18 protein-coding genes are annotated in these 21,412 nt (G+C 64.4%); 7 read left to right on the top strand and 11 right to left on the bottom strand.

Going from position 1 to position 21,412, the window contains the following annotated elements; translation table 11 throughout:
• Positions 1-108: 108 nt before the first annotated feature.
• The 3 genes from CHB86_RS20235 to CHB86_RS20225 form a co-directional block, all read right to left on the bottom strand.
• On the bottom strand, positions 109-1,275 hold the full coding sequence (locus tag CHB86_RS20235; RefSeq protein ID WP_176442953.1) for an O-antigen ligase family protein: 1,167 nt from the start codon (positions 1,273-1,275) through the stop codon (positions 109-111).
• Positions 1,276-1,453: 178 nt separating this feature from the next.
• Positions 1,454-2,659, bottom strand: a complete 1,206-nt coding sequence (locus CHB86_RS20230; RefSeq protein ID WP_089234921.1) for a glycosyltransferase — start codon at positions 2,657-2,659, stop codon at positions 1,454-1,456.
• Between the two features lie 61 nt (positions 2,660-2,720).
• Positions 2,721-3,959, bottom strand: a complete 1,239-nt coding sequence (locus CHB86_RS20225; RefSeq protein WP_089234920.1) for a DUF998 domain-containing protein — start codon at positions 3,957-3,959, stop codon at positions 2,721-2,723.
• 552 nt (positions 3,960-4,511) lie between these two features.
• Between CHB86_RS20225 and CHB86_RS20220 the strand changes: the two genes are divergently transcribed.
• From CHB86_RS20220 to CHB86_RS20210, 3 genes are read left to right on the top strand one after another with little or no spacing between them, the layout of a single operon-like run.
• A complete protein-coding gene (locus CHB86_RS20220; protein ID WP_089234919.1) occupies positions 4,512-5,303 on the top strand; it encodes a hypothetical protein in 792 nt (263 codons plus the stop codon).
• A complete protein-coding gene (locus tag CHB86_RS20215; protein WP_089234918.1) occupies positions 5,300-6,721 on the top strand; it encodes an oligosaccharide flippase family protein in 1,422 nt (473 codons plus the stop codon). The genes CHB86_RS20220 and CHB86_RS20215 overlap by 4 nt, the downstream gene beginning before the upstream one ends.
• Complete coding sequence (locus CHB86_RS20210) at positions 6,718-8,235, top strand: hypothetical protein (protein ID WP_089234917.1); 1,518 nt, start codon at positions 6,718-6,720, stop codon at positions 8,233-8,235. Before CHB86_RS20215 ends, CHB86_RS20210 begins: the two co-directional genes overlap by 4 nt.
• A 179-nt stretch (positions 8,236-8,414) precedes the next feature.
• On the opposite strand, the gene CHB86_RS20205 is transcribed toward CHB86_RS20210, so the two are convergent.
• From CHB86_RS20205 to CHB86_RS20185, 5 genes are read right to left on the bottom strand one after another with little or no spacing between them, the layout of a single operon-like run.
• Positions 8,415-9,734 (bottom strand): polysaccharide biosynthesis/export family protein, encoded by a 1,320-nt coding sequence (locus CHB86_RS20205; RefSeq protein ID WP_176442951.1) that lies wholly within the window; start codon positions 9,732-9,734, stop codon positions 8,415-8,417.
• A complete protein-coding gene (locus CHB86_RS20200; RefSeq protein WP_281251227.1) occupies positions 9,724-10,710 on the bottom strand; it encodes an SDR family NAD(P)-dependent oxidoreductase in 987 nt (328 codons plus the stop codon). The genes CHB86_RS20205 and CHB86_RS20200 overlap by 11 nt, the downstream gene beginning before the upstream one ends.
• A 44-nt stretch (positions 10,711-10,754) precedes the next feature.
• On the bottom strand, positions 10,755-11,429 hold the full coding sequence (locus CHB86_RS20195; protein ID WP_217898349.1) for a sugar transferase: 675 nt from the start codon (positions 11,427-11,429) through the stop codon (positions 10,755-10,757).
• A gap of 57 nt (positions 11,430-11,486) precedes the next feature.
• Positions 11,487-12,623, bottom strand: coding sequence for a DegT/DnrJ/EryC1/StrS family aminotransferase (locus tag CHB86_RS20190; RefSeq protein ID WP_089234914.1), 1,137 nt, complete (start codon positions 12,621-12,623; stop codon positions 11,487-11,489).
• A gap of 48 nt (positions 12,624-12,671) precedes the next feature.
• Positions 12,672-13,394 (bottom strand): nucleotidyltransferase family protein, encoded by a 723-nt coding sequence (locus CHB86_RS20185; protein ID WP_089234913.1) that lies wholly within the window; start codon positions 13,392-13,394, stop codon positions 12,672-12,674.
• Between the two features lie 888 nt (positions 13,395-14,282).
• On the opposite strand from CHB86_RS20185, the gene CHB86_RS20180 reads away from it, so the two are divergent.
• From CHB86_RS20180 to CHB86_RS20165, 4 genes are all read left to right on the top strand, one after another.
• Complete coding sequence (locus CHB86_RS20180) at positions 14,283-15,053, top strand: LuxR C-terminal-related transcriptional regulator (protein ID WP_089234912.1); 771 nt, start codon at positions 14,283-14,285, stop codon at positions 15,051-15,053.
• A gap of 1,106 nt (positions 15,054-16,159) precedes the next feature.
• Complete coding sequence (locus tag CHB86_RS20175; protein WP_089234911.1) at positions 16,160-17,194, top strand: glycosyltransferase family 2 protein; 1,035 nt, start codon at positions 16,160-16,162, stop codon at positions 17,192-17,194.
• On the top strand, positions 17,187-18,194 hold the full coding sequence (locus CHB86_RS20170; protein ID WP_089234910.1) for a lysylphosphatidylglycerol synthase transmembrane domain-containing protein: 1,008 nt from the start codon (positions 17,187-17,189) through the stop codon (positions 18,192-18,194). Before CHB86_RS20175 ends, CHB86_RS20170 begins: the two co-directional genes overlap by 8 nt.
• A complete protein-coding gene (locus CHB86_RS20165) occupies positions 18,187-19,521 on the top strand; it encodes an NAD(P)/FAD-dependent oxidoreductase (protein ID WP_089234909.1) in 1,335 nt (444 codons plus the stop codon). Before CHB86_RS20170 ends, CHB86_RS20165 begins: the two co-directional genes overlap by 8 nt.
• Before the next feature lie 10 nt (positions 19,522-19,531).
• Here CHB86_RS20165 and CHB86_RS20160 read toward each other — a convergent pair whose 3' ends face one another.
• The 3 genes from CHB86_RS20160 to CHB86_RS20150 all read right to left on the bottom strand — a co-directional run bounded on the left by CHB86_RS20160 (position 19,532) and on the right by CHB86_RS20150 (position 21,376).
• The gene (locus tag CHB86_RS20160; RefSeq protein ID WP_089234944.1) at positions 19,532-20,110 is read right to left on the bottom strand and encodes a ferric reductase-like transmembrane domain-containing protein; all 579 of its coding nucleotides are present in this window, start codon (positions 20,108-20,110) and stop codon (positions 19,532-19,534) included.
• A gap of 37 nt (positions 20,111-20,147) precedes the next feature.
• On the bottom strand, positions 20,148-20,636 hold the full coding sequence (locus CHB86_RS20155) for a peptidase associated/transthyretin-like domain-containing protein (protein WP_089234908.1): 489 nt from the start codon (positions 20,634-20,636) through the stop codon (positions 20,148-20,150).
• Positions 20,637-20,839: 203 nt separating this feature from the next.
• The gene (locus CHB86_RS20150) at positions 20,840-21,376 is read right to left on the bottom strand and encodes a peroxiredoxin-like family protein (RefSeq protein WP_089234907.1); all 537 of its coding nucleotides are present in this window, start codon (positions 21,374-21,376) and stop codon (positions 20,840-20,842) included.
• Positions 21,377-21,412 lie beyond the last annotated feature (36 nt).

The following is a 21,412-nucleotide window of genomic DNA, read 5'->3' as shown; positions in this document are numbered from 1 at the left end:
CCGAAGCCTGTTCAACGGCGGCAGAGGCAGGTCATTCCCGGGATTTCTGACAGGACCTGCGAATGAAGCGCTTCGCCTCCACGAGCCGCCTGCGCCTCTGCACGCGGATCAGGTCGCGGCCGCATCTCTCCGGGGTTGCTGCCGGTTCAGGGAGTGGCGGGTTCCGAAGCTGGATTCCAGCAAGCAGATCACGATGAAGAACCAGAAGATCGGATGCCGCCCGATGTAATGAAACATGCTGAAGACCAGCATGCCGACGATAAGCCCCGCGAGTGCAGGTTTGCGCGCCCGTGATACCCCGACAAGCGCGGATCCGGTGATCCAGAGGTACGCAGCGACGGCAACGATCCCGCCCTGTGTAAAGAGGTCGAGCAGCGTGTTGTGGGCCTCGAACTTGGAGGGCGGAGGGCGCTTGTAGGATTTGCTGGTCAGGTGGGGGCCCGGTCCGAAGCCGACGAGCTTCGAGTCGATGCCCTTCTCGAGCGCTTCCGACCAGAGCTTCAGCCGGGTTTCGCCCTGTTCGTTCTCTCCATAGATCGCCTCCGATCCCTGTTCGAAGGTTTTCAGCGCCGCGGACGCGAAAGGAACCGTGGCAAGTGCGGTCAGGGGCAGGGCCATGATTGCCAGCACGACGGCCGTCCCGCGCAGGGTCGGCGCCATCTCCTCGTCCTGGGTCCAGACAATGGCCTTGAAGGTCGCAATCAGTGCGCCGGAAAGCATCAGCCCGATAATGAGGCTGTCACTCCCGCTCAGCACACCGGCAACGAACGGAGGCGCTCCAAGCAATGCGGCCCACGTGCGTTGCGAGGCTGTTTCGGACGTGTCGGAGAGGTGCAGCCCCAGAAGCACGACGATCAATGCGAAGAAGCCGAGTTGATTGGGGTTCTCTGCCCAGCCGATCAGGCGATCGAAATACCAACTGGTGGTGCCCGGTGTGGGCGCGAGCCCGTATGCTCCGGCAATCTGCAGCGTCAGCGATGCGCTTCCGATGACAAGGAGCTTCCAGAGCATGTCACGCCGCACCTCTCTGTCGTGGAGCTGCAGAGCCACCAGCAGGCTGAATGTCAGCACCAGCGAATAGGCGATGGTGTCGCGCAGCATTCCTGAGAGATCATGGAAGGGCTCGACGGCAAGGCCGACCATCATGCCAAGACACAGAATGAAGAGCATCGTCATCCAGAATATCGCCATGCGGGTGAAGGCCGGATTCAACGCAAGCGGCTGATATAGGAGCTGCCGGAAGGTTGCGATGCCCATCCACATCACCAGCAGCATCTCTCCGGGCCCGACGGGCAGGCCTCCGAGCCGCAGCTGTGTCGCGGCAGACAGTGTCAGGCCGAGTGCAAGCAGAACCGCGCTCATGGCAAGGCCTCCGGAGGTCTGTGATCGGCTGCCAGTGAGGGCCGAACACCCGTCACCTCCGAGGAGGTGAGCCTATGGGGGCCAAAGCCGGTCATGCCGGTCCGGCGTCTGCCGCGTTCCAATCCGGAGCGTCATGGGCGCGGTTCGCGCGGCCGGCGAGGAGCGCGCGATAGAAGGCATCGTGGCGCGCGGCACCGCCGGCCACCGTGAACCGGTCGCGGACAGCAGCAGGAAGTCGAGCGGCCATGGAAGTGCTTTCCTGCCGGTCCGACAAGGCCCGCAGAATGGCGTCTGCCAACTGATCCGGAGAGCGCGGCGGCACCAGCCGTCCGGTCTTCCCGTCTTCGATGACCTCCAGACAGCCCGGCATGCTGGTCGACACGATGGGCAGGCCGGCCAGGGCAGCTTCCAGCAGGACGCGCGGCACACCCTCCGCGTATTCGGTCGGAAAGGCGAAAAGGTCTGCCATTCGGAGGAGGGCCGGGATGTCGTTTCGGGCGCCTGTGGCGACGACCGTCGGTGCCATCCTCTCGATCTCGGCCCCGCTGATCGCGTCACGCCCCTCGCTGTCTCGGGGGCCAACGAGAAGGAACCGGACGCCGGGGCGTTTGCGACGCACGAGGTCGGCCGCCTGAAGCAGTGTTCCGATCCCTTTCTGGCGGGTCAGCCGGGAGACCGTAATGACGATCTCGTCGTCTCCCAGTCCGAGTTCCGCGCGCAGTGTCTCTGGTTCGGGCGACGTCCGCAGGGCGGAGTAGAAACGGTCGGGGTCGATGCCGCCGCCGCCGGCGGGAATGACGATCGCGTTGCGTCCTGCCATGTTGTGTTGGCGGAAGTAGTCTCGATCGCTGCCGTTCTGGAACACCGTGGCATCGGCGTAGCGGGACGCGACCACGCCGTGCAATCCCCTGAAGACCAGGCGCACCGCCATGGCCAGCGGTGAGCGCGAGGAATAGACCCACCCCCGGCCGCAGATCGTCCGCACCGAAAGGACATCGCGTCCTGCGGCGGCAATCGGCAGCATCAGGCAAGGCTTGGTATCGAACCCCTGCGCCAGATCGGGCTGTAGACGATCCAGGATGTCTCCAAGACGGCCGATGGCTCTCCTGTCGCTCCATGGCGAGATGAAGCGGTCGAACGGGAAAGGCGCGAAATCGATGCCTTCTCGTTCGAAGGTGTCTCCACCGCCGCTCGCTGCCACGCTGACCCGGTAGCCCAGGTCGCGGACTGCCGAGATGAAGGGCAGGCGGAGGGCGGCGTCTTCGCCGGCGACATACAGAACATGTGCGATCGTCATCAGCCTTCCATCGTCATTGGTGCCAGGAGTGTCCACCGACCCCGCGGCGGGCTTCCGGGCGCTACCTGTTCATCCTTGCGAAATAGGTTCTGAATGAGCTTTGCAGGTCCGGGTAGTCGCTGCCATCGAGCATCGCGAGGCTCGGACACGACTGGTTTTCCTGCATGCCCCACGAATAGGTCATGTCGAACGGCCGGGTCTCGGGCGGCAGCAAAACGTCCCATCTGGCGAGGATTTCGGCGAGTTGCTGCTTGGTGGGAGCGAGGTAGAAATTCTTCTGGTCGATCGTGCACGCTTGGCCAAAGGCCTGCAGAACCGGCACGAGCCGCTCCTTTGGAATGCCGGCGTCGAGGGCCCGGCCCACACGTTCATCAATCTTTGCCATGTCGCAGCCGCCGATCTTGGTGTTGCATGGGTAGACCACGACGCCGATCAGGTCAGCGGACTGGGCGAGCTGCGCGAATTCCTCCTGGTAGTAGTAGCCGCCGCTGATCGCGATGAACGTTCGCCCGTTCGGGTCTTCCTTGTGGATGAGGGCCGTTCTCTCCGCGATGCGCTGCGGGGCGTCCGGGCAGGTGGAGGGCCGCGGCACGTCGGAGATGAAGTAGATGCCGCTGAACTTCGGGTGACCCTTCACCTGATGCACGAGCTCAACGAGACTTGCGTCATCCCGCTGCCAGGTACAGGTCGAGTTGTAGCCGTTGCGTGTCCAGAGCACTCCCTTCGCGCCTTCCGGCAGGCCATCCAGGGCAGCTGCGGAAGACACATCCGCCAGGTTGAAACCTATTCTGAACGCGGCAGGGAAGTCCTTGGCGTGGTTCACCGTATAGTGCAATGTTCCGGATTTTCCGGAGAGGGGTGTCAGGGCGCTGCCGGGAAGGGTCTCCAGGAGCCATGCAAAGGCGCCAGCAGACACGATTGCGACTGCGGCCAGTGCTCCGCGTCCAGGAGACCTTTGCCAGAGGATGGTCAGCGCCAGAGCTGTCAGGGTGCCGGCGGCACTCCAAAGGACCCTGTCCCAGGCCCGGGCTGCGGTCTCGCCCGGGGCAAGAAGCGCAAGGACTTCCACACATACGATGATCCCGACCAGGAGGATCCCGGCCAAGGCAGTCGAGCGGAACGTACCTGCCAGCACGAGCCCTGCGCCGAGGAATGCCACAAGGCGCACGCCAGACCATCCGAGGCTGCTTCCGGGAATGGCGGACAGCAACAGCACGGCGGCAAGGATGCAGAGCCCGATCCACGCCAGCCCTCGCGAGGGGGCGATGTGCCGAGCGGAAGGTCCGTCCCTAAGGGCCATTCTGATCTCCGGACGGGAAGAAGGGCGAACCGGCCCGACAGGTCCCGCCGCCTGTCCTGTGGTCCTGTGCCCGAGAGTCAATCGAACTGACTGCGGAGCCCGGCGCTCGCACCGGCCGGCGTACGCACCATCCTGCTGCCGTCGCAAAGCTGGAGCCACGGCCGATCAATCTGTGCCTCGTGTCGATCCCTGACAAGCAGCTACCTTTCCGAAAGACGCCCCGCCGGAGTGGCCGCAGGTCCTCGAGACGTACGGCACCTTCAATCAGCATCGCGAAATCGGGGCGTTCGGAATATTATACTTGAGGGTAGTCATCTAACCCTTTCAGTGGGTTGCCGAGGCCGTGCGTTCCTCGCCATGTCCCCCTTTGCGTCATTAACGGGCGATGGGCGCTGCGTTAACCTGTTTGGGATAGAGGTGCCATCGGGTAGGCCGCCGAGGGGCGTCATTCTTCCGCTCCGGACCCAGTTCATCGCCATAACCCGACGGAGGCATTCCGGGACGCCCGGTTTGCCGCTGAGACATCTGGTTCAGAGTGACGGGAGCCATGGTTTGTTTGACGCGAACGGCCAGACGATCGACGAAACACATCCGGACGCGGGCGCGGCTGGCCGTACGATAGAGTTGATCGGGCCGCCGGCTTCCGGAAAGACCACCTTGGCACTCGGTGTGGCGGCAGACCTGCAAGGCCACGATATCCCCGTGCGCCTTCTTGTCAGCGCGCGGCCCGGTGAGGTTCCGGGAGCACCATCAGCGAACGGGGCAGAGGGGGCTCGGGCTTTCATGGCCAGCAGGGCCGCGAAACTCGCGGACGTGTTGTTCGGAAATGCCCGCCAGGACCCTGTCGCCGACGCATTGCTCAAGCTTCTGCCCATCGACGGTAGCCTGCGAGAGTTGCGACGCAGGCGCTATCTTGCCAGCCTTGCCGCAAGTGCCGGTGAGGGACTGGCACTGCGCGACCAGGGCTACATCTGTGCCGTCGCCGGTCTCGCGCTCGACTCCGGCAGAACGGACGAAGAGATCCTTGCCGAGGCGCTTCGGCTCGTCCCATTGCCCGACATCACCGTTCGGATCGAGGTGGCGCCGAGCGTGACCCGCGCCCGCCTGGAGGAACGGCTGTCGGGGCAGGGCCGTGTCTACCGGTTCCTGGAGCGGTCTCCGGATGCGAACCCGGGCCTTGCGAGCGTGTTCGACACCATCGAGGGCCTGCTTGAAGGCTCCGGCCGCCGCGTGCTGCGCGTGTCCGGTGCGTGCCGTGATGATCTGGAGGCCGGTGTTGCCGCCATCCGCATGGTCGCCTTGGAAGGAAGCCGCCCCTTTGCGCCCGGAGCGGCCACGCGGTGAGTGGTGTGCAGACAGACGCGCCCGATGGGGCAAGGCTCTCGCTTCATGCGGACCGCCTGCTTGGAAAGCGCCTGTTTGCCTCCAGTTCCCTTGCCTTCCTGGTGCTGGTGGCTGGCGCGGCGGTGGGGCTTGTCGTGCAGCTCGGCACGGTCCGGCTGATCGGCGCCGAGAGCTTCGGGCATTTCGCCTACGTCATCGCCTGGACCACGGTTCTCGGTTACATCTCGACCCTGGGCTTCCACGTTTCACTGCTCCGGCTGCTTCCGGCGTACCAGGTCGGCGCGGATTGGTCCAAGGCGGGGGGCGTGCTCCGATTTGCCCTGTCGGGGGCCGCGCTGGCCGGCACCGCGCTTGCGATGGTGGCAGCCGTGTCGGTGGTCGCGATCCACGGAGCTGAGAGCGAGCTTGGGCGTGCCCTCCTGATCGGGACGGCGATCATTCCGCTTCTGAGCTTGCGCCTGGTCAGCGCCGCGGCGGTACGCGCCTACGGAGGCATCATCTCCGCGATGCTCCCGGAACGCATTCTGCGAGACACCCTGACCTTTCTTTTCCTTGCCCTTGCTGTACTGAGCGGTCTCGCCGTGCCGGACGCCGTCACGGCCGTCTCTGCGGCTCTTGCCGCCGGGGTGGTGATGCTGTTTATCCTCCGACGTTTTCTCATCGCGCATATCCCTCCCGAACCGGCCAGGTCTCCTCGTCTTTATGCGCCGCGCGAGTGGCTGCGCCCGGCCGTGCCGCTCACGCTGATCATGCTGGCCGACACGCTCATGTCCCGGGCCGGGGTTCTGATCATGGGCGCGCACGGCGCCGCCACAGAGGTGGCGATCTACACGGTGGCCGTAAGCCTTTCGCTGATCGCCGCGCTTCCGCGGCTGTCGATTGCAACCTTGTTCGCGCCGACCGTCTCCGCCCTGTACGCGCGCAAGGACATGGCGGGGCTCCAGACACTGATCTCGCGGGCTGCGCTACTGTCGCTCGCCGGCACGCTCACCGTTGCCTCGCCCTTGATTTTCGGCGCCGAGATGATCCTTAACTGGTTCGGGCCGGAGTTCTCGGCGGCAAGGACGATCCTGATCATTCTGGTTGCGGGGCAGCTCGTTGCCGCGGCAGCCGGACCGCAGCAGCATGTCCTCACGATGACCGGGCACGAGCGCGAGGGATCGAGGCTCATGATCGCCGCCGCGGCCGGCAACGTGATCATCGCCGCGATCCTGTATTTGATCTTGGGCATGACGGGGGTCGCGGTGGCTGCGGCGCTGTCAATGCTTGGATGGAATGCCGGCATGATGTGGTGTGTTCACCGCCGGCTCGGTCTGCGCCCAGGGCTCGCCAGCATATCCGGAAGGCCGGGAGGGGGCAGCTCGCAAGGGTCCGCAGCGGATGATCTCGCCAAGGGCAATATCGGAGGGGAAAGATGAACGAAATCGGAGCCAGATCCGTGGAAATCCCCGCGTCCAAGCCGGTCGGCCATGCCCAGGCACCTTTCATGGCGCTGGTTTCGGAGCTGAACTCCCGGCAGGTGCGATACTGCCACTGGAAGAGCAACATCCGACTTCCGGAGACGCTGGCGGGCGACGAAGACTTCGATGTTCTGGTCGACAGGATCGATGCCGCAACCTTTCTCGAGGCCCTGTCGGACGTCGGTTTCAAACTTGCCCTATCCCGATATGGAAGCGGCCACCCCGGCGTGATCCACGCCTTTGCACTCGACTCCGCGACACAGAGGCTGCTCCATGTGCACGCCTACTTCCAGGTTGTCACCGGCGACAGCCTCGTCAAGAGCTACCGATTGCCGTTCGAGCCCCTGCTGTTTGGCGGTGACCTGAGGGACAGCGGAATACCCTTGCCGCCGCCAGAGGCGGAACTCGCGGTTTTCGTGCTCCGGATCCTGCTCAAGCATACCAGCCTCGCGGAATGCTTGCTGGTCAACCGCCATTACCGCTCTGTGCCCGAGGAACTCGCATGGCTGCGCGACAGGGCGAGCGATGAAGCAGCACAGGCGCTCTGGGCGTCCACCATCCCGGGAGCCACCGATGGGGAACTGGATCGGTTGATCGCGGCCATAGCCGAGCCGACCGCGGTTCTTCGCCGTATTCGTCTTGGGCTGCGCCTCGCTTGGCGGTTGCGGGACTGGCGGCGGCTGGGCGTCATGACTGCGGCCGCGTCACGACTCTGGCGTCTCGGGATTCTGGTGTCATCGCGAATGCGCCGGCGCCGGCCGCGCAGCCTGGTCGCAGGGGGCGCTATCGTCGCGCTCGTCGGCCCCAAGGCGAGTGGCAAGTCGACCTTGGGGGCGGCGCTTGCGGATCGACTGGGAAAACAGCTCGACCTGCGGCGTATCCATGTGGGTAAGCCGCCGGCGACTTTGCTTTCGGCCCCGGTGCGTCTGATGCTCCCCTTGCTTCGCAAGGCCATGCCGGAAGAGCGATCCGGCGAATACCAGCGGCCCGAGCGTCGCGAGGAAGGGCGGTATTCGCTCGTCTATTTGGTGCGGATGGTGCTGCTTGCCCATGATCGCCGTGCCTTGCTGCTGCGGAGCCGCCGGGCGGCGTCCGAAGGGGCGATCGTCGTGGCTGACCGCTATCCGTCCACCGAGGCGGGGGTAATCGACGGCAGCCAGTTCGACGACGCCACGGTTGCGGCCTGTGGCTCCCGCTTGAAACGGTTTCTGATGAACATGGAGCGTCGTTTGTATCGCGGCGTGCCGAGCCCGGATCTCGTGGTTCGCCTGGTCGCACCGATTGAGACGACACTGCTGCGCGACGCCACCCGGAACAAGCGGGACGGACCGGACCCGGACAGTCTGCGTCGCCGGCGGGAGATCGAGACGGCTGCTGCGTTCCCGGGCGTGCCGGCAGTTACGATCAGGACGGATCGCGCCCTGGAACAGAGTGTGTCCGATGTCGTCCGGGGCGTCTGGCGCCACCTCTGAGCAGATATGCCCCGCGGGATGGACGCCGGTGGGAGCGGCGCTGGCCTTCCGGCGCCGTGCGCCGACGGCATCCAACGTCAGATCGGGACCATGCGCCCGTGTCAACGGAAGGGCGGCATCCGGGATGTCGATGGGATTGCTGCGGTCCTGGCGAGCGCCGGGTCAAGCCGGCTTGGCCATCATCGCAGAGCAGCTTCCGCCTGAATGGCCCGAGCGGCGGCAGAAGAGGCGTGCGCCGCAACTGTAGGGACGCGTTGGCCACGGCGAACTTCGACGACGTCGCCAGGCTGAACGGGGCTCTCGAGTTCGACGGAGCCAATGATCTCGACCCCGTCCCGGATGATGCTGGCCGTAAGCGGCGTGGTGTCGCCACCGGCCGGGACGGGAAGGGCCAAGCCTGCCGCACGCAGTTTTTCGTCCGCGGAGCTGAGGCGGGCGATCTCACGGGCCTCGGTGACCCGGGCGGACTGCAAGTCCGACAGCAGATCCAGTCGCCGCTCCTCCACCAGGCGCGACCTTTCCCGCTCGACCTCGGTGCGACGGCGTTCGAGTTGCATGAGGCTGGACTCGGTCTGAAGCCGGCGTGTCGAGGAAAGGAGCGCTGCCACCCTGATATCGGCAATTCTGGCCTGGTTGAGAAGGCCGCGGTCGATCGCGTCCTTGGCTCCGGCCAGCGCCTCTGCATCGACCGCTTCATTGGCCTTCGCGACCTCCAGGAGCTGCTGCAGGACGGCGATCTGCGCATCGATCTGGTTCAAGGTGCGTTCGAGGAAACTTCTTTGCCGATCATGGGTTTCGGTTCGTGCTTTCCGGATTGCATCCTCGACCTGAAGGATGTCCTCCAGCGAAGCCCCCGAGAGGGGGGCGGCAGGCCAGGTGTCGTACCGGAACGGGATCGTTTCCCCGAGTTCCTGCCGCAGGCGCCAAACTTGCGCACTGGCCGTGGCCGCCGATTGCCAGGCTTCGGCGTAGTCGGCGCGAAGGTCGATTTCGTTTTCGCCGGTTGCTTGCGCCGCAACCAGACGTCCGCCGCCGGCAGCGGCAATCGCATGGCGAATGGTCATGCCCGGGTGAAACGGAATGCGGCCCGGTTCGGCAACGTCACCGCTTACGAAGACCGGGCGATACTCCGTGACCGAGGCCGAGATCTGATCGCGATCGAGGGCGCGGAGGATTTCACGTCCGTCGGGGAGATAGGCCGTTACCAGGCGGCTGGCCAGGGCCGTCTGGATCTGACTCCGGGTCTCGTCGATTGTAAGCCCTGCGGCCTCCAATGGTCCGACAAGGGGAAAGCTCAGGCTTCCATCGATCTGGATTGCGGCCGTCATGTTCATTTCCGGCAGGCCCGCCACCGACATCCCGACAACGTCGCCCGGTTGCAGGCGGTACTCGTCCGCCATTGCGCCACTGCCGGCGAACATGGCGGCCAGTGCCGCGGCAAGCGCGCCGGCGCCACGGAGGCTGGCGTTCGCCCCGGCTGAGCGAACGTTACGTCGCATAGCTGGTCTCCCTGCGTACGCTGCCTGAACTGACGCGCGCTTGCCACCAGGCGACGGCCTGAGCCAGGCCATCGCGGAGTTCCACTTTCGCGCTCCAGCCGGTGGCAGATTGAAAGCGACGGCTGTCGGCCAGGAGTTCCCTGACTTCGGATTTCGGAGGCCGGATGCGGCACGTCTCCTGAACAATGGGCTTGTCGCACTTCGTGAGCGTGCGCAGGAGGTCGACAACCTCTCCGATTGTGACCGCGCGCCCCGTGCCGGCGTTGTAAGGAACGCCGAAATCAAGCCGGGTGGCGGTCCCTGCGGTGACGAATGCCGCCGCCGTGTCGCTGACAAAGGTGAAGTCCCGAACCGGGGTGAGGTCTCCGATCCGTATCGCGTCGACCTGCGGATCCAGCGCCTGGCGGATCACCGTCGGGATGACCGCGCGTTCGCTCTGACGGGGACCGAAGGTGTTGAAAGGCCTCAGGATGACCACCGGAAGGTCATGCGACCGAGCAAAGGATTCCGCGATCATGTCGGCGCCGATCTTGGACGCCGAATAGGGCGACTGGCCCTGCAGCGGATGCGTCTCGGCAATCGGGACCGTCTGGGCGGTTCCGTAGACCTCGCTCGTGGATGTGACCACTACCCGGCGCACGTCGTGTTCCCGTGCGGCCTCCAGGACGTTCAGGGTGCCGAGGACGTTGGTGTCTACATAGGACTGCGCCGCAACATACGAATGCGGGATCGCGATCAGGGCCGCGAGGTGGAAGACCGTATCCTGCTGGGCGGTGATGTTGCGGACGAAAGCAGCGTCACGCACATCGCCCCGCGCGACATTGATCCTCCCGCGGATCGAGGCCGGGATGTCGTCGATCCAACCCAGCGAGTCGAACGAGTTGTACATGCAGAGCGCGGTGACATTGGCGTCCGTCGCGACCAGCGCCTCGACAAGGTGAGATCCAATGAACCCGTCCGCGCCCGTCACCAGCACATTTCGTCCTGCGAGGGCGATTTTCTCGTTCCCGGGAAGGGCGCTCATCCCTCGCTCCTTTTCAGATTGCCTCCGAGCAGAAGACCGGACGATGAAATATCAGGCGCCGTGAGCGTCACTCCCTTGAGGTTCGGATGCTGTCCCGCGGTGAATACGGCGCGGATGCCCCGGACGATCCAGAGAATGTCGGTCCAGACGGTTCTGGTGGGGTAGTAGGACAGGTCCAGTGCGGCTTTCGCCGGAAACAGGGTCTCGCGATAGTACTGGATCAGGTCGCTTCCTTTCGGATAGAGCGCGCATTCATTCCGGAACGCGACCTGGCTGGGACCGAAGATCCCGGGCCGCTGGTCAAGCACGGGCCGAACGCTTTCCGTAAAGCAGTCTTCGAAGGCCAGGCTCTCCGGTCTGGGTCCGACGACCGACATGTCGCCACGGAGGATGTTGAAGAGCTGTGGCAGTTCGTCGAGCTTTGTTTCGGCCAGAACCTTGCCAACCCGGGTCATGCGCATGTCGTTCTTGAGGGTCAACGGGCAGCCGTCGTCGCGTGCGGCGTCGAGCTTCCGAAACTTGAACATGTTGAAATGCTTGCCGTTCCGGCCGATCCGGGTCTGAACGAAAAACACGGGAAATCCGGATTCCACCACGATGAGCAGTGCAATGATCAGCATGAGCGGGCTCAGGACGATCAGTCCGAGTGTCGCAAAGATCAGGTCGAGCATCCGACCGAGGGATATGTGAATCCTTGAACGATAAAACCTGGGCATAATCTTTCCTCCTCAAGTCAGAGCGTGGGACTCCTCGAACGCGGATTCGAGCAGGTCCACCACGCGCAACACGTCGGCATCCTCCATCTTCGGGTGCAGCGGGAGGGTCAGTTCCCTGCGGTGGAACTCCTCCGTGACCGGAAGCCGGACGGCGCCGTCGCGGGCGCGGTAGTACGAAAGCGTGTGGACGGGGGGATAGTGGATGGTTGTCTGCACCCCTCCCGCGTGCAGATGAGCGATGACCCTGTCGCGATCCAGGCGCGCGGGCAGGACGATGGGCATGATGTGATCGGCCGAGATCCTGCTTTTCGGCCGTGGCACGATCAGGCCATCGTGACGGGAGGCCAAGGCCTGAAGCCGCTCCTTGTAGAGTGCGACCAGCGCGGCCCGGCGGCCGGCCATCTGGTCCAGTCTCGACAATTGCACGAGGCCTATTGCGGCCCGGATCTCGTCCATGCGGTAGTTGAAGCCGAGCATGTCGACGTCGTAGTGCGGCGACCGGGCGACGAGTCGTTGCTGGACGCTATGGGTCATTCCGTGGCTGCGCATCTGTCGGGCCCGGGCGAGCAGTTCGGGATCGCGCATGAGGATCATGCCCCCCTCGGCGGTGGTCATGTTCTTGTTTCCGTAGAAGCTGAAGGCGGCGGCCTCGCCGTAGGAGCCGACGCCGGCGACGCCGATCGCGTGTGCGGAATCCTCCAGAAGCATGACGTTGAAGCGTCGTGCGAAATCCTGCCAGGGAGACGGCGCAGCCATATGTCCGGCAAAGTGCATGAGCATGACCGCGCGAGTTCGGGCGGTGACCTTGCTGGCCGCGTCATCGATCGAGATCAAAGGGGAGTCGAGGCTCTCCACATCCACCAGCACCGGCTCTGCGCCGGCGTAGAGAATGGAATTGACGGTTGCCGCAAAGGTAAGCGACGGCACGAGAACTTCGTCTCCGGGGCCAATGCCGAGCGCCTTCAGCATCAGGTGGAGCGCCGCGGTGCAGTTTGCCAGCGCCACGGCATCCCTGGCTCCATGACGCTCAGCAAAGGCCAACTCGAAGGCGCGCACTCGAGCACCCTGGGTCAACCACCCGCCCTGCAAAACTTCCACGACCGCGTCACGTTCTTCCGCGCCGAGGACCGGCTCAGCCACTAGTAACATCGCAATTCCCTCATCGAAATGTTCGTCCGCCCGGAGGCGAGCGGCGCGTCAGGCCACGGTTGCCAGCCGCTCGTGCGGTGGCGCCTGATCATCCCAATCGAGTTTCTGGGCCGCCTCGAAGTCTTCAATCCGGCCGATGTCCAGCCACAGCCCGTCGTGTCGGTATGTGTGGATGTGCTCGTTCCGGGCCAGCATGCAGTGTGCGAGGTCGTCGAACCCGAACGGGACGCCCCTCGGAATGAACTGAAAGACCTCAGGCTCCATGCAATAGACGCCCATGCTCATCGTATTGGTGAACCGGGGCTTTTCCTGGAAGCTGGTGACACGCCCGTTCTCGACCTCGATCACGCCGAAATCCATCAACGTTTCGCGAACCGCCGTCGCGACCGTCACCATGGCTCCGCTGTTGCGATGGCAGGCCAGCAGGGCGCCGATGCTGATATCAGTCAGAACGTCCCCGTTGATCACCATGAAGGTCGAGTCGATGTCGTCCTTCAGCAGGCTGAGAGCGCCGATCGTACCCAGCGGCTCGACCTCGTCGGTGTAGTTGATGTGCATGTCCCACTGGCTGCCGTCGCCGCAGAAGCTCTTGATGATGTGACGGAGATAGCCGGTGGTAATATAGACCTCGCGGACGTCATTTCGGCGCAGCCATTTCACCAGGAGTTCCAAAACCGGTTGAGAGCGCACCGGCATGAGCGGCTTTGGCAAAACCATTGTATATGGCCGAAGTCGCGTTCCCTTGCCGCCGCACTGGATTACAACCTTCATCGATAAACACCTCCCACGCGGCAAGCGGGAATTTCGCTTGCCATGATTGTCAAATTCTACACCGCTCGCCCTCAGATTGATTGTTTCGGTCCCGGTCGGACACGCTGCCTGCAAATCGTCCTTTCCGGGTCGTCTTGGCATCGTAGACGTTTTGCGTTTTGGCTGAGTCCGAATAAGGGACAGCACCGGGGGGGCAAAGGGGTTAGGTGCGGCGTGGAAGGACGGCGCGGGGTAAGTCCTAGGTGCACTGGCATGATACTTTGGGTGTAGGCTTCCCCCTCCAGGGCACTCGTAGCATGCTCACAGAGAAGGAGGCTCTACAAAGTGAATAATGAGTATCAAATTTGCGCTTTATTTAGGAGGCCATTTCGGACGAGTGGCCTGCGTGTGAATATAGTGAAGTAAATCAAGTATTCTATGGCGTTGACGCCATGCATGCGAAGAGCTCTGACCCGATCAGTAGATGTATTGTGAAGGTTCAAAATGTGGTGCGCGGCCGTCGGGGGAGGCAAGCTCAACTTTTGATGTGTTTACGTATCGTCACACCACTGTTACATTTGAGTGTCACCGGCGAACGTTCGAGAGGCGAGGGGTGCCCCGGGCAGAAATCCGAAAGGGGTCGTGGTGTAAGGCGAGTGGGAAAACCTTTTTCATTAGTGAGAGAGGCCTAATTTCGACGGTTCATTTCGGAAGACGTGCTGCCTGAAAAACGTGTTGATGAATTCCTGGCGCGGGTGAGCGCCAGGGCTTCGTGTTGTGGGTCAATTGGTGAAGCTCGGGCCACGTGATGGTCTCGTGGTGTTGAGCGGCTGGAATTAAAACTCAGGAATTTCATTCCAGTCGGGTGCGGCAAGGTTTGGGTCTTGCCTTTGTTTAAGGGGGGGGGGAATGGAAAGTGACGTTTATCCGATTGCCGTAGTCGATTCTTGCTCGATCTCCTGCGAAGGTCTCAAGAGCGTTCTTGACCGACACCGCTTCCAGATCGCCCAGGTGTGGCGCAGCTTGGAGGATGTGCTTCGTTCGGAGCCGTCGACAGACAGTCCGGCAGCAATCCTCATCAACGCAGCCGCGACGGATTTGCCGTCCGCAGAGACCTTGGAAAAGCTGCGCGCGAAGCATCCCGAAGCTCGCCTGGTGCTCATATCGGAGCGCCGCGATGTGGCGAGAATTCAGAAAGCCATGCTGGCGAATTTCGACGGGTTCCTGCTGGAGTCCTTCCAGCCGAAGGCGTTCTCCAAGGCGATCGAGCTGATCCTGCTTGGCGAGCGGGTGTTCCCGGTCATCGAACTCGGCGCAAGACCGGAAGAGGGCGAGCGAAGGAGCTCTCCATTCAAGGATCTCTCCGAGCGGCAGATGCGCGTCGTGTCGCTTCTCGCCAAGGCCTACTCGAACAAGGAAATCGCTCGCGAACTGGAAATCTGCGAGTCGACCGTCAAGGTGCATGTCAAGGCGATCCTGCGGAAGACCGGGTCGCGCAATCGGACAGATGCGGCACTTCTGGTGCGGCGCATGGGTGTCCAGAACGACCATCTTGGCAAAAGTACCGAGGTCCCGAGGAAAACGCAGAAAAAAGTGACTTCAGGACCAGGGGTTGATCGGAGTGTGCGCGATCTGGGCGCGGACATCGTCATGCTCGGGTCCGGCAACGCCAGGAACTGATGGCAGGACGTGGCTGCATCTGCGACTGGTGTCGAGTTTGCGCCGGCGAGGTGGGTCTGGATGTCCCCGACAGGCATCCTGCCAAGGCTGGATGGGAAAGTCGGCTCTGAGGTTGTGCGCTGAATTGTTGTGGCGCCGGTCTCCGCCGGTCGCTCCCCCGGCGCGGTGAACGATGAAATCGTGGGTCGATAAGTGAGTTGCCATCTTTGGGCGCGTGGCTTCGGGCCTGATTTCGTTACACGAGCACAACCCGGTAGGGGAAAGCGTCCCATGCCACGGGTCGACGGAAATGAAATGAACCGAAGGGACACCGAAGAGACAGGAGGGGGAATTGGGAAAGTGGGCTGACGTTGAAGCATTCGTCGAGAGACTGAGACGCCAGGAAGGGGCTGTCCCACTGAGTCGATGCCGGGTGCAGGAGATCTCAGGCGATGCTTACCCGGGTGGAGAGATCGCCCTCCTTGTCGAGCGACAGCTCGTGAATACCCATTCCGGATACGGCGCCTGGAAGGAGCTCGACGCGTCGAATGTCCTTCAGGCCGTAAGGGATTACATCGCGCGAGAGAGCTGAACTCCAGACGCCGCCTCCCTTTTGGCGGGGCGAGCTGTCTGCCGCACCTTCGCGGCACTGCTTGCGCCGGCGAAGGCCATCGAGCGCTCTTTCATCTTCGCTTTCGGGCCTTTCGGTTGAGGTTCGCGAAATACGTAAGGCTGGCGCTCCTTCCACCCCGGCGACACGATGCCCCCGAAACTCGCAGGCCCTCGCACCCCTTGCTCAGGCGACACGCATCGGTTTGGAGACCTGTCAGATCAACCCAGTCGATCTCCTGGCCGGCATGTCCCTGTAGGTCATGCCTCATTCCAAACGGCATAGCGCTCCTCTGAAATCCCGGCTTCAAGCACCTTCCAGACCCCTGTCATCAGAGAGTGGTTACACGCCCGACACGTCGCCGAAAGGCCACTCTGGGCGACGCTCTCTGTCACCGTCCTTGAATTGCCGTTTTGTCAGGGTAGAAAACCTGCACGTGGCCGGGCCGATCTTGGGCAGAAGGCCCGTGAACAGGCTTCATGCACCGTGGATTGGCAGGGACCCATTGGTTGAAACGATGACAGCGCCGGATCTCCTCTCCGTGGTGGTGCCCTGCTACAACGAGGCGGAGGTTCTGGACGAGACGATCCCGCAGCTGACTGCGGCGCTGCAAGCCATTCCGGGCATCGGATTCGAGATCATCTTCGTCGACGACGGCTCCCGTGACGGTACGCTGGCGCGCCTGAAACAGGCGGCGGACGCGGACGAACGGATCCACGTGATGAGCTTCGCGCGGAACTTCGGGCACCAGATTGCGGTGACGGCCGGCACCGACGTGGCCGCCGGCGATGCGGTGGTGCTGATCGACGCCGATCTGCAGGATCCGCCCGAGGTCATTGCGGAGATGGTGGAGAAGTGGCGCGAAGGCTACGACGTCGTCTACGGAACCCGCTCCTCGCGCCAGGGCGAAAGCGCCTTCAAGCTGGCGACCGCGCGCGCCTTTTACCGTTTGCTCAACCGCTTTTCCGAGGTGCCGATCCCGCTCGACACCGGCGACTTCCGCCTGATGGATCGCCGGGTCGTTGACTGCCTCAAGGCGATGCCCGAACGCCACCGGTTCGTGCGCGGCATGGTCGCCTGGATCGGGTTCGACCAGATCGCACTGCCCTATGAACGGGCGGAGCGCTTCGCGGGCACGTCCAAATATCCGTTGCGCAAGATGCTGCGTTTCGCCACCGACGGTATCCTTGCTTTCTCCTCGCGGCCTCTGCAATTCGCCACCGGCATGGGGATCATGGCGGCCTCGCTGGCGCTGCTCGGGATCATCTATGCACTGGTGCTGCGGATCTTCACCTCGGTCTGGGTCGAAGGCTGGACGGCGCTGATGATCGCCGTGCTGTTCCTCGGCGGGGTGCAGCTGCTCTCGCTCGGGATCATCGGCGAGTACATCGCGCGGATCCACGACGAGGCCAAGGAGCGCCCGCTCTACCTCGTCAAGTCGCAGTTCGGCGCCCGCGCACCGCGCGCCTCGCGTCATCCGCGTCCGGAGCGGGCCGCGCCCCCGGTGCAGCCGCTGCCCATCGAGTTGCGAGAGAGAGCCGGGAATGGGTAGGGCCATCAAGGTCGGCCTCGGCCTTGCGGTCACTGTACTGTTCCTGTGGCTGGTCTTGCGACAGGTCAGCCTCGACGAGGTCGGGGCGGTGATCTCCGGCGCAGACCGGGGCATGATCGCGATCGCGACGGGCGTGTTCCTGCTCGGCTATGCCTGCCGGATCCAGCGCTGGCGGCTGATGCTGGCGCACGAGAACCCGGGGCTGGGCTGGAGCCGGGCGGCGGTGCCGTTCATGAGTTCGATTGCGGTCAACAACCTCGTGCCCCTGCGCGCCGGCGATGCGCTGCGCGCCTTCGGTTTTACCGACTGGCTTCAGGTGCCCGCTTCCGCCGTGCTGGCGACAGTGTTGGCGGAGCGCCTGCTGGACCTGCTGGTGTTGATGGTCGGGCTTGGACTGGTGCTGGCGTTCCTTCCGGCGGCATCGGAGCTTTCGGTGCTGATGGGGCTCGGCAGCACCGGGATCGCGCTGGCGGTGGCGGCGATCCTGCTTGTGCTTCTGTTCCCGCGCACCTTCCAGCCGATGATCCTGATGCTGCTGCACTGGTGCGCGCGCCTTTTGCCGGGGGTCGGCGGTCGGCTGACCCACGCGGCGGAGAAGGTCTTTGACACGCTCAACCATCTGGCCGGCCGGCCGATGATGCTGCGATTGCTCGCGTGGTCCTGCCTGGCCTGGGGCTTCGAAGCGGCGGTGTTCTACTGCGTGGCGCTCTCGATCGCCGAGCTTCGGGACCCGCTTGCCGGGCTGGTGGCGATGCCGGTCGGCACGCTCTCGACACTGGTGCCCTCGTCGCCGGGATACGTCGGCACCTTCGACTTCTTCGTCGGCAAGACCGTCGAGCTGCTGGGCAACCCGTTCAGCGTCGGCGCGGCCTTCGCTGTCACCGTGCACCTTGTGCTCTGGCTGGCCGCGACCCTCACCGGCGGGGTCTGTCTGCTGGCCTGGATCACCCAGCGGGGCCGCAGCGCCGCGCCCCTGCAGAAAGGCTCGCCACATGTATGATCGTTCCGAACCGGGCAGTGCAGATGTGCTCGTCGTGGGGGGCGGTTTTGCGGGGCTGACCGCCGGGTACCGGCTGGCGCGGCAGGGCAAGCGGGTCACGGTGCTTGAGGCCGACAGCACCGTGGGCGGGCTGGCCGGCGCATTTGAGGTCGGCGGGACGCAGCTGGACCGGTTCTACCACCACTGGTTCACCAACGATCTCGAGGTCATGGGCCTGATCGAGGAACTGGGGCTGATGGACAAGGTCGTGACCAGCCCTACAAATACCGGCGTCTACTATGCCAACCAGTTCTTCAAGCTCTCGACCCCGATGGACTTGTTGCGGTTCTCGCCGCTTTCCTTCGCCGACCGCATCCGCCTCGGTCTGCTGACGCTCCGGGCGCGCAAGGTGGAGGACTGGATGGCGCTGGAGGAGCGGACCGCCGCGGACTGGCTGCGCGAGCTGGGGGGAGAGCAGGTCTACAAGGTCGTCTGGGAGCCGCTGCTGCACGGCAAGTTCGGCCCCTATGCCGAAAGTGTCTCGGCCGTGTGGTTCTGGAACAAGCTCAAGCTGCGCGGCGGCTCGCGGGGCAAGGGCGGCGAGGAGCGGCTGGCCTATTTCAAGGGCAGCTTCTACCTGCTGGCGCTGGCGCTCGCCGATGCGATCCGAGAGGCGGGCGGCGAGGTTCGCACCGGCGCGCCGGTGGGCAAGCTCGCGCGCGGCGAGGACGGTCTCTGGCGCGCCTCCGGGCCGTGGGGCGCGGTCACCGCGCCGCTCGCCATCGCCACCCCCGCGCTGCCGCTCATCGCCGACATGACCGAGGATTGGGCGCCTGCCGACTGGCTCGCTCAGATGCGGCGGATCGACTACATCGGCAACGTCTGCCTCGTTCTGGAGCTCGACCGATCCCTCTCGGAGACCTACTGGCTCAACGTGAACGACCCGAGCTTCCCCTATGTGGGCGTGATCGAACACACGAATTTCGAGGCGCCGACGGTCTATGGCGGTCGGCACATCGTCTACCTTTCGAAGTACCTGCCGCACACCGATGCGCTCTACCTGATGTCCGACCAGGAGGTCTTCGACTTCTCCCTGCCGCATATCCAGAAGATGTTCCCCGAGTTCCGGCGCGACTGGGTGCTGGGACATTCGGTCTGGCGCGCGCGCTGGTCGCAGCCGGTGGTGGAGCGCAACTACTCGGCGCTGATCCCGCCGCGCGAGGGGCCGGCGGAGGGACTCCACATCTGCTCCATGGCGCAGATCTATCCCGAGGATCGCGGCACCAACTACGCCATCCGGCAGGGGAACCAGATCGCCCGGCACATCGAGGAGCAGGCCGGACGCTGAGGCAACTTTGTCAGGTGCCGCGGCGGTGCGTCACTTGCCGGGGCCGAAGGTCCGCCAGCGTCCTGGCTGTGGCCGCAAGGACCAGAGCGCAGAGTGCGGCCTTGGTCACCCATTCCATGGTTCCCTCGATCAGCATCGCATGGATGACGCTGCCGAGGACGGTGACAGTGGCCAGCGCGGCATGGGCGAAGCGCCAGGTTTTCCAGCGCAGCAGGCGCCGGCGAAAGGCGGCGAGCAGAGCGGCGGCGAACATCGCCCACATGGCGGTGACGCCCCAGACGGAAAACGGCGTGGGGGAGCGGAAGAGCAGCGCGTCGATCACGTCCGGCGGGCTGGTGATCCAGAGCCCCGCCACGTGGATCACGACCGTCGCCACCAGCGCACCGCCGACTAGCCTGTGCAGGCGGCGCGAGCGCAGGGTATTCAGGCCGGGCAGGAAGCCGCCTGCCAGAAGCGGCTGGATGAGCAGAAAGGCCATCGCGATCACCCCGGCGAAGCCGGCCGCGATGTAGATCGGGCTGCGCCAGGCGAGCAGCGGGCTGAGGGCCGCCGCGCCAATCGGTACAGCGACGGCGGCAGCGAGGCCCATCCAGATCAGCGCGGAACGGGGCTGGCGCACGGAGGGATCAGGCGGGTTGAAGGACGAAATGCGCTTCGAGGCTGGTGTCCTTCGAACTCCGCATCACGGGGCGGAGGAAGACCGTCTCGAAGTCGCCGCTGTCATAGGCGAGGTGTCCATGCGGCTGGCCGAAGGCCGGGACGATCTGGGGCATTTCCAGGCGGAACACGCCGTTGGCGTCCGTAAGGGTGGCGCCGTGGCTGTGCGGGTCGCGTTCGTGCCCCTCGGTCGTATGGGCCCAGATCTGGATTCGCTGACCGGCCAGCGGCGCGCCGTCGCCCGCGCGGCGCACGGTGCCCGTCATCCAGAACCCGCCGCCGCCGATCCGTTCCACGATGGGCGCGCCGGGGCGGTAGTTGTTCGCTCCGCCACGCATCGAGGGCGTCGGTGCGATGGTTTGCGCGTTGGCGGGATGGAGCAACCCGGTGGCGCCCGTTGCCACGAGCGCGCCGCCTGCGGCGAGGAGGGAACGACGGGTGACCATGTGGATCGTCATCTGAAATTCTCCTTCCAAACATATGGAGCGCCGGCCAGACCGGCCGGCAGTCCTGACATGAGGTATAGCATGTCTGGAGGTTTTTCAGAGTTTCAGCGGCGCTTGTGCGCCAAACTCCGGTCAAGGTTTCGTGAGCCTCGGAGCCGCCATGCCGACAGGGCAGGGGACGGCGCGGCCGGACGATCCGCCGCGCCGCCGCCGGATCAGACCTCTCCGGTGTATTCGCCGCGTGCCGGGTAGTCGTTCTTGATGGCGAAATCGAGCGCGCCCAGCAGCTCGGAGAAATGCGGCCGCGAGAAGGGCATGGTCTGGACGTAGCCGTAGTAGAGCGTCTGCTGCGGTGTCACCATGAAGAGCCCGGGCTCGGAGAAAACGGCCGGTTCCTCGATGCCGATGGAGGTCTTGCCGCGCGAGGTCGACAGGTAGAGCCCCCACTCGCGGGCCTTGGCCAGCGGCAGGTCATAGGCGATGCGCAGTCCGTCGGCGCCGATCTTGTCGGCCATCGCCTGCGCGCGCTCCTCGCCGTCGGAGCTGATCGCCAGCGTGGTCACGCCGCGCTCCGCGAAATCCGGGGTGAGCTTTTGCAGCTCGGTCAGGTAGGTGGCGCAGATCGGGCAGTGCAGGCCGCGATAGAAGCACAGGAGCGTGCCGCGCTCGGCATTTTCGGCCGCGAGATCGAACTCGCCATGGGCGAGGGTCGGCAGCTTGAGGTCCGGGGTTTTCTGGCGGGGAAGCAACATGTGATGTCCTTTTTGGGTCTGTGCCGATGAGTGTCC

It is taken from the genome of Tropicimonas sediminicola, assembly GCF_900188335.1.
GTDB lineage: Bacteria > Pseudomonadota > Alphaproteobacteria > Rhodobacterales > Rhodobacteraceae > Tropicimonas > Tropicimonas sediminicola.
The sequence above is the reverse complement of the archived record's forward strand: the minus strand, read 5'-3'. Positions and strand labels throughout refer to the sequence as shown.

Bases quoted from the DNA above. Each gene is read 5' to 3' on its own strand.
- CHB86_RS20235 (WP_176442953.1), bottom strand. From the start codon at position 1,275: ATGCTGCTGGTGATGTGGATGGGCATCGCAACCTTCCGGCAGCTCCTA.
- CHB86_RS20230 (WP_089234921.1), bottom strand. From the start codon at position 2,659: ATGACGATCGCACATGTTCTGTATGTCGCCGGCGAAGACGCCGCCCTC.
- CHB86_RS20225 (WP_089234920.1), bottom strand. From the start codon at position 3,959: ATGGCCCTTAGGGACGGACCTTCCGCTCGGCACATCGCCCCCTCGCGA.
- CHB86_RS20210 (WP_089234917.1), top strand. From the start codon at position 6,718: ATGAACGAAATCGGAGCCAGATCCGTGGAAATCCCCGCGTCCAAGCCG.
- CHB86_RS20205 (WP_176442951.1), bottom strand. From the start codon at position 9,734: ATGCGACGTAACGTTCGCTCAGCCGGGGCGAACGCCAGCCTCCGTGGC.
- CHB86_RS20195 (WP_217898349.1), bottom strand. From the start codon at position 11,429: ATGCTCGACCTGATCTTTGCGACACTCGGACTGATCGTCCTGAGCCCG.
- CHB86_RS20190 (WP_089234914.1), bottom strand. From the start codon at position 12,623: ATGTTACTAGTGGCTGAGCCGGTCCTCGGCGCGGAAGAACGTGACGCG.
- CHB86_RS20185 (WP_089234913.1), bottom strand. From the start codon at position 13,394: ATGAAGGTTGTAATCCAGTGCGGCGGCAAGGGAACGCGACTTCGGCCA.
- CHB86_RS20180 (WP_089234912.1), top strand. From the start codon at position 14,283: ATGGAAAGTGACGTTTATCCGATTGCCGTAGTCGATTCTTGCTCGATC.
- CHB86_RS20175 (WP_089234911.1), top strand. From the start codon at position 16,160: ATGACAGCGCCGGATCTCCTCTCCGTGGTGGTGCCCTGCTACAACGAG.
- CHB86_RS20170 (WP_089234910.1), top strand. From the start codon at position 17,187: ATGGGTAGGGCCATCAAGGTCGGCCTCGGCCTTGCGGTCACTGTACTG.
- CHB86_RS20165 (WP_089234909.1), top strand. From the start codon at position 18,187: ATGTATGATCGTTCCGAACCGGGCAGTGCAGATGTGCTCGTCGTGGGG.
- CHB86_RS20160 (WP_089234944.1), bottom strand. From the start codon at position 20,110: ATGGGCCTCGCTGCCGCCGTCGCTGTACCGATTGGCGCGGCGGCCCTC.
- CHB86_RS20155 (WP_089234908.1), bottom strand. From the start codon at position 20,636: ATGACGATCCACATGGTCACCCGTCGTTCCCTCCTCGCCGCAGGCGGC.
- CHB86_RS20150 (WP_089234907.1), bottom strand. From the start codon at position 21,376: ATGTTGCTTCCCCGCCAGAAAACCCCGGACCTCAAGCTGCCGACCCTC.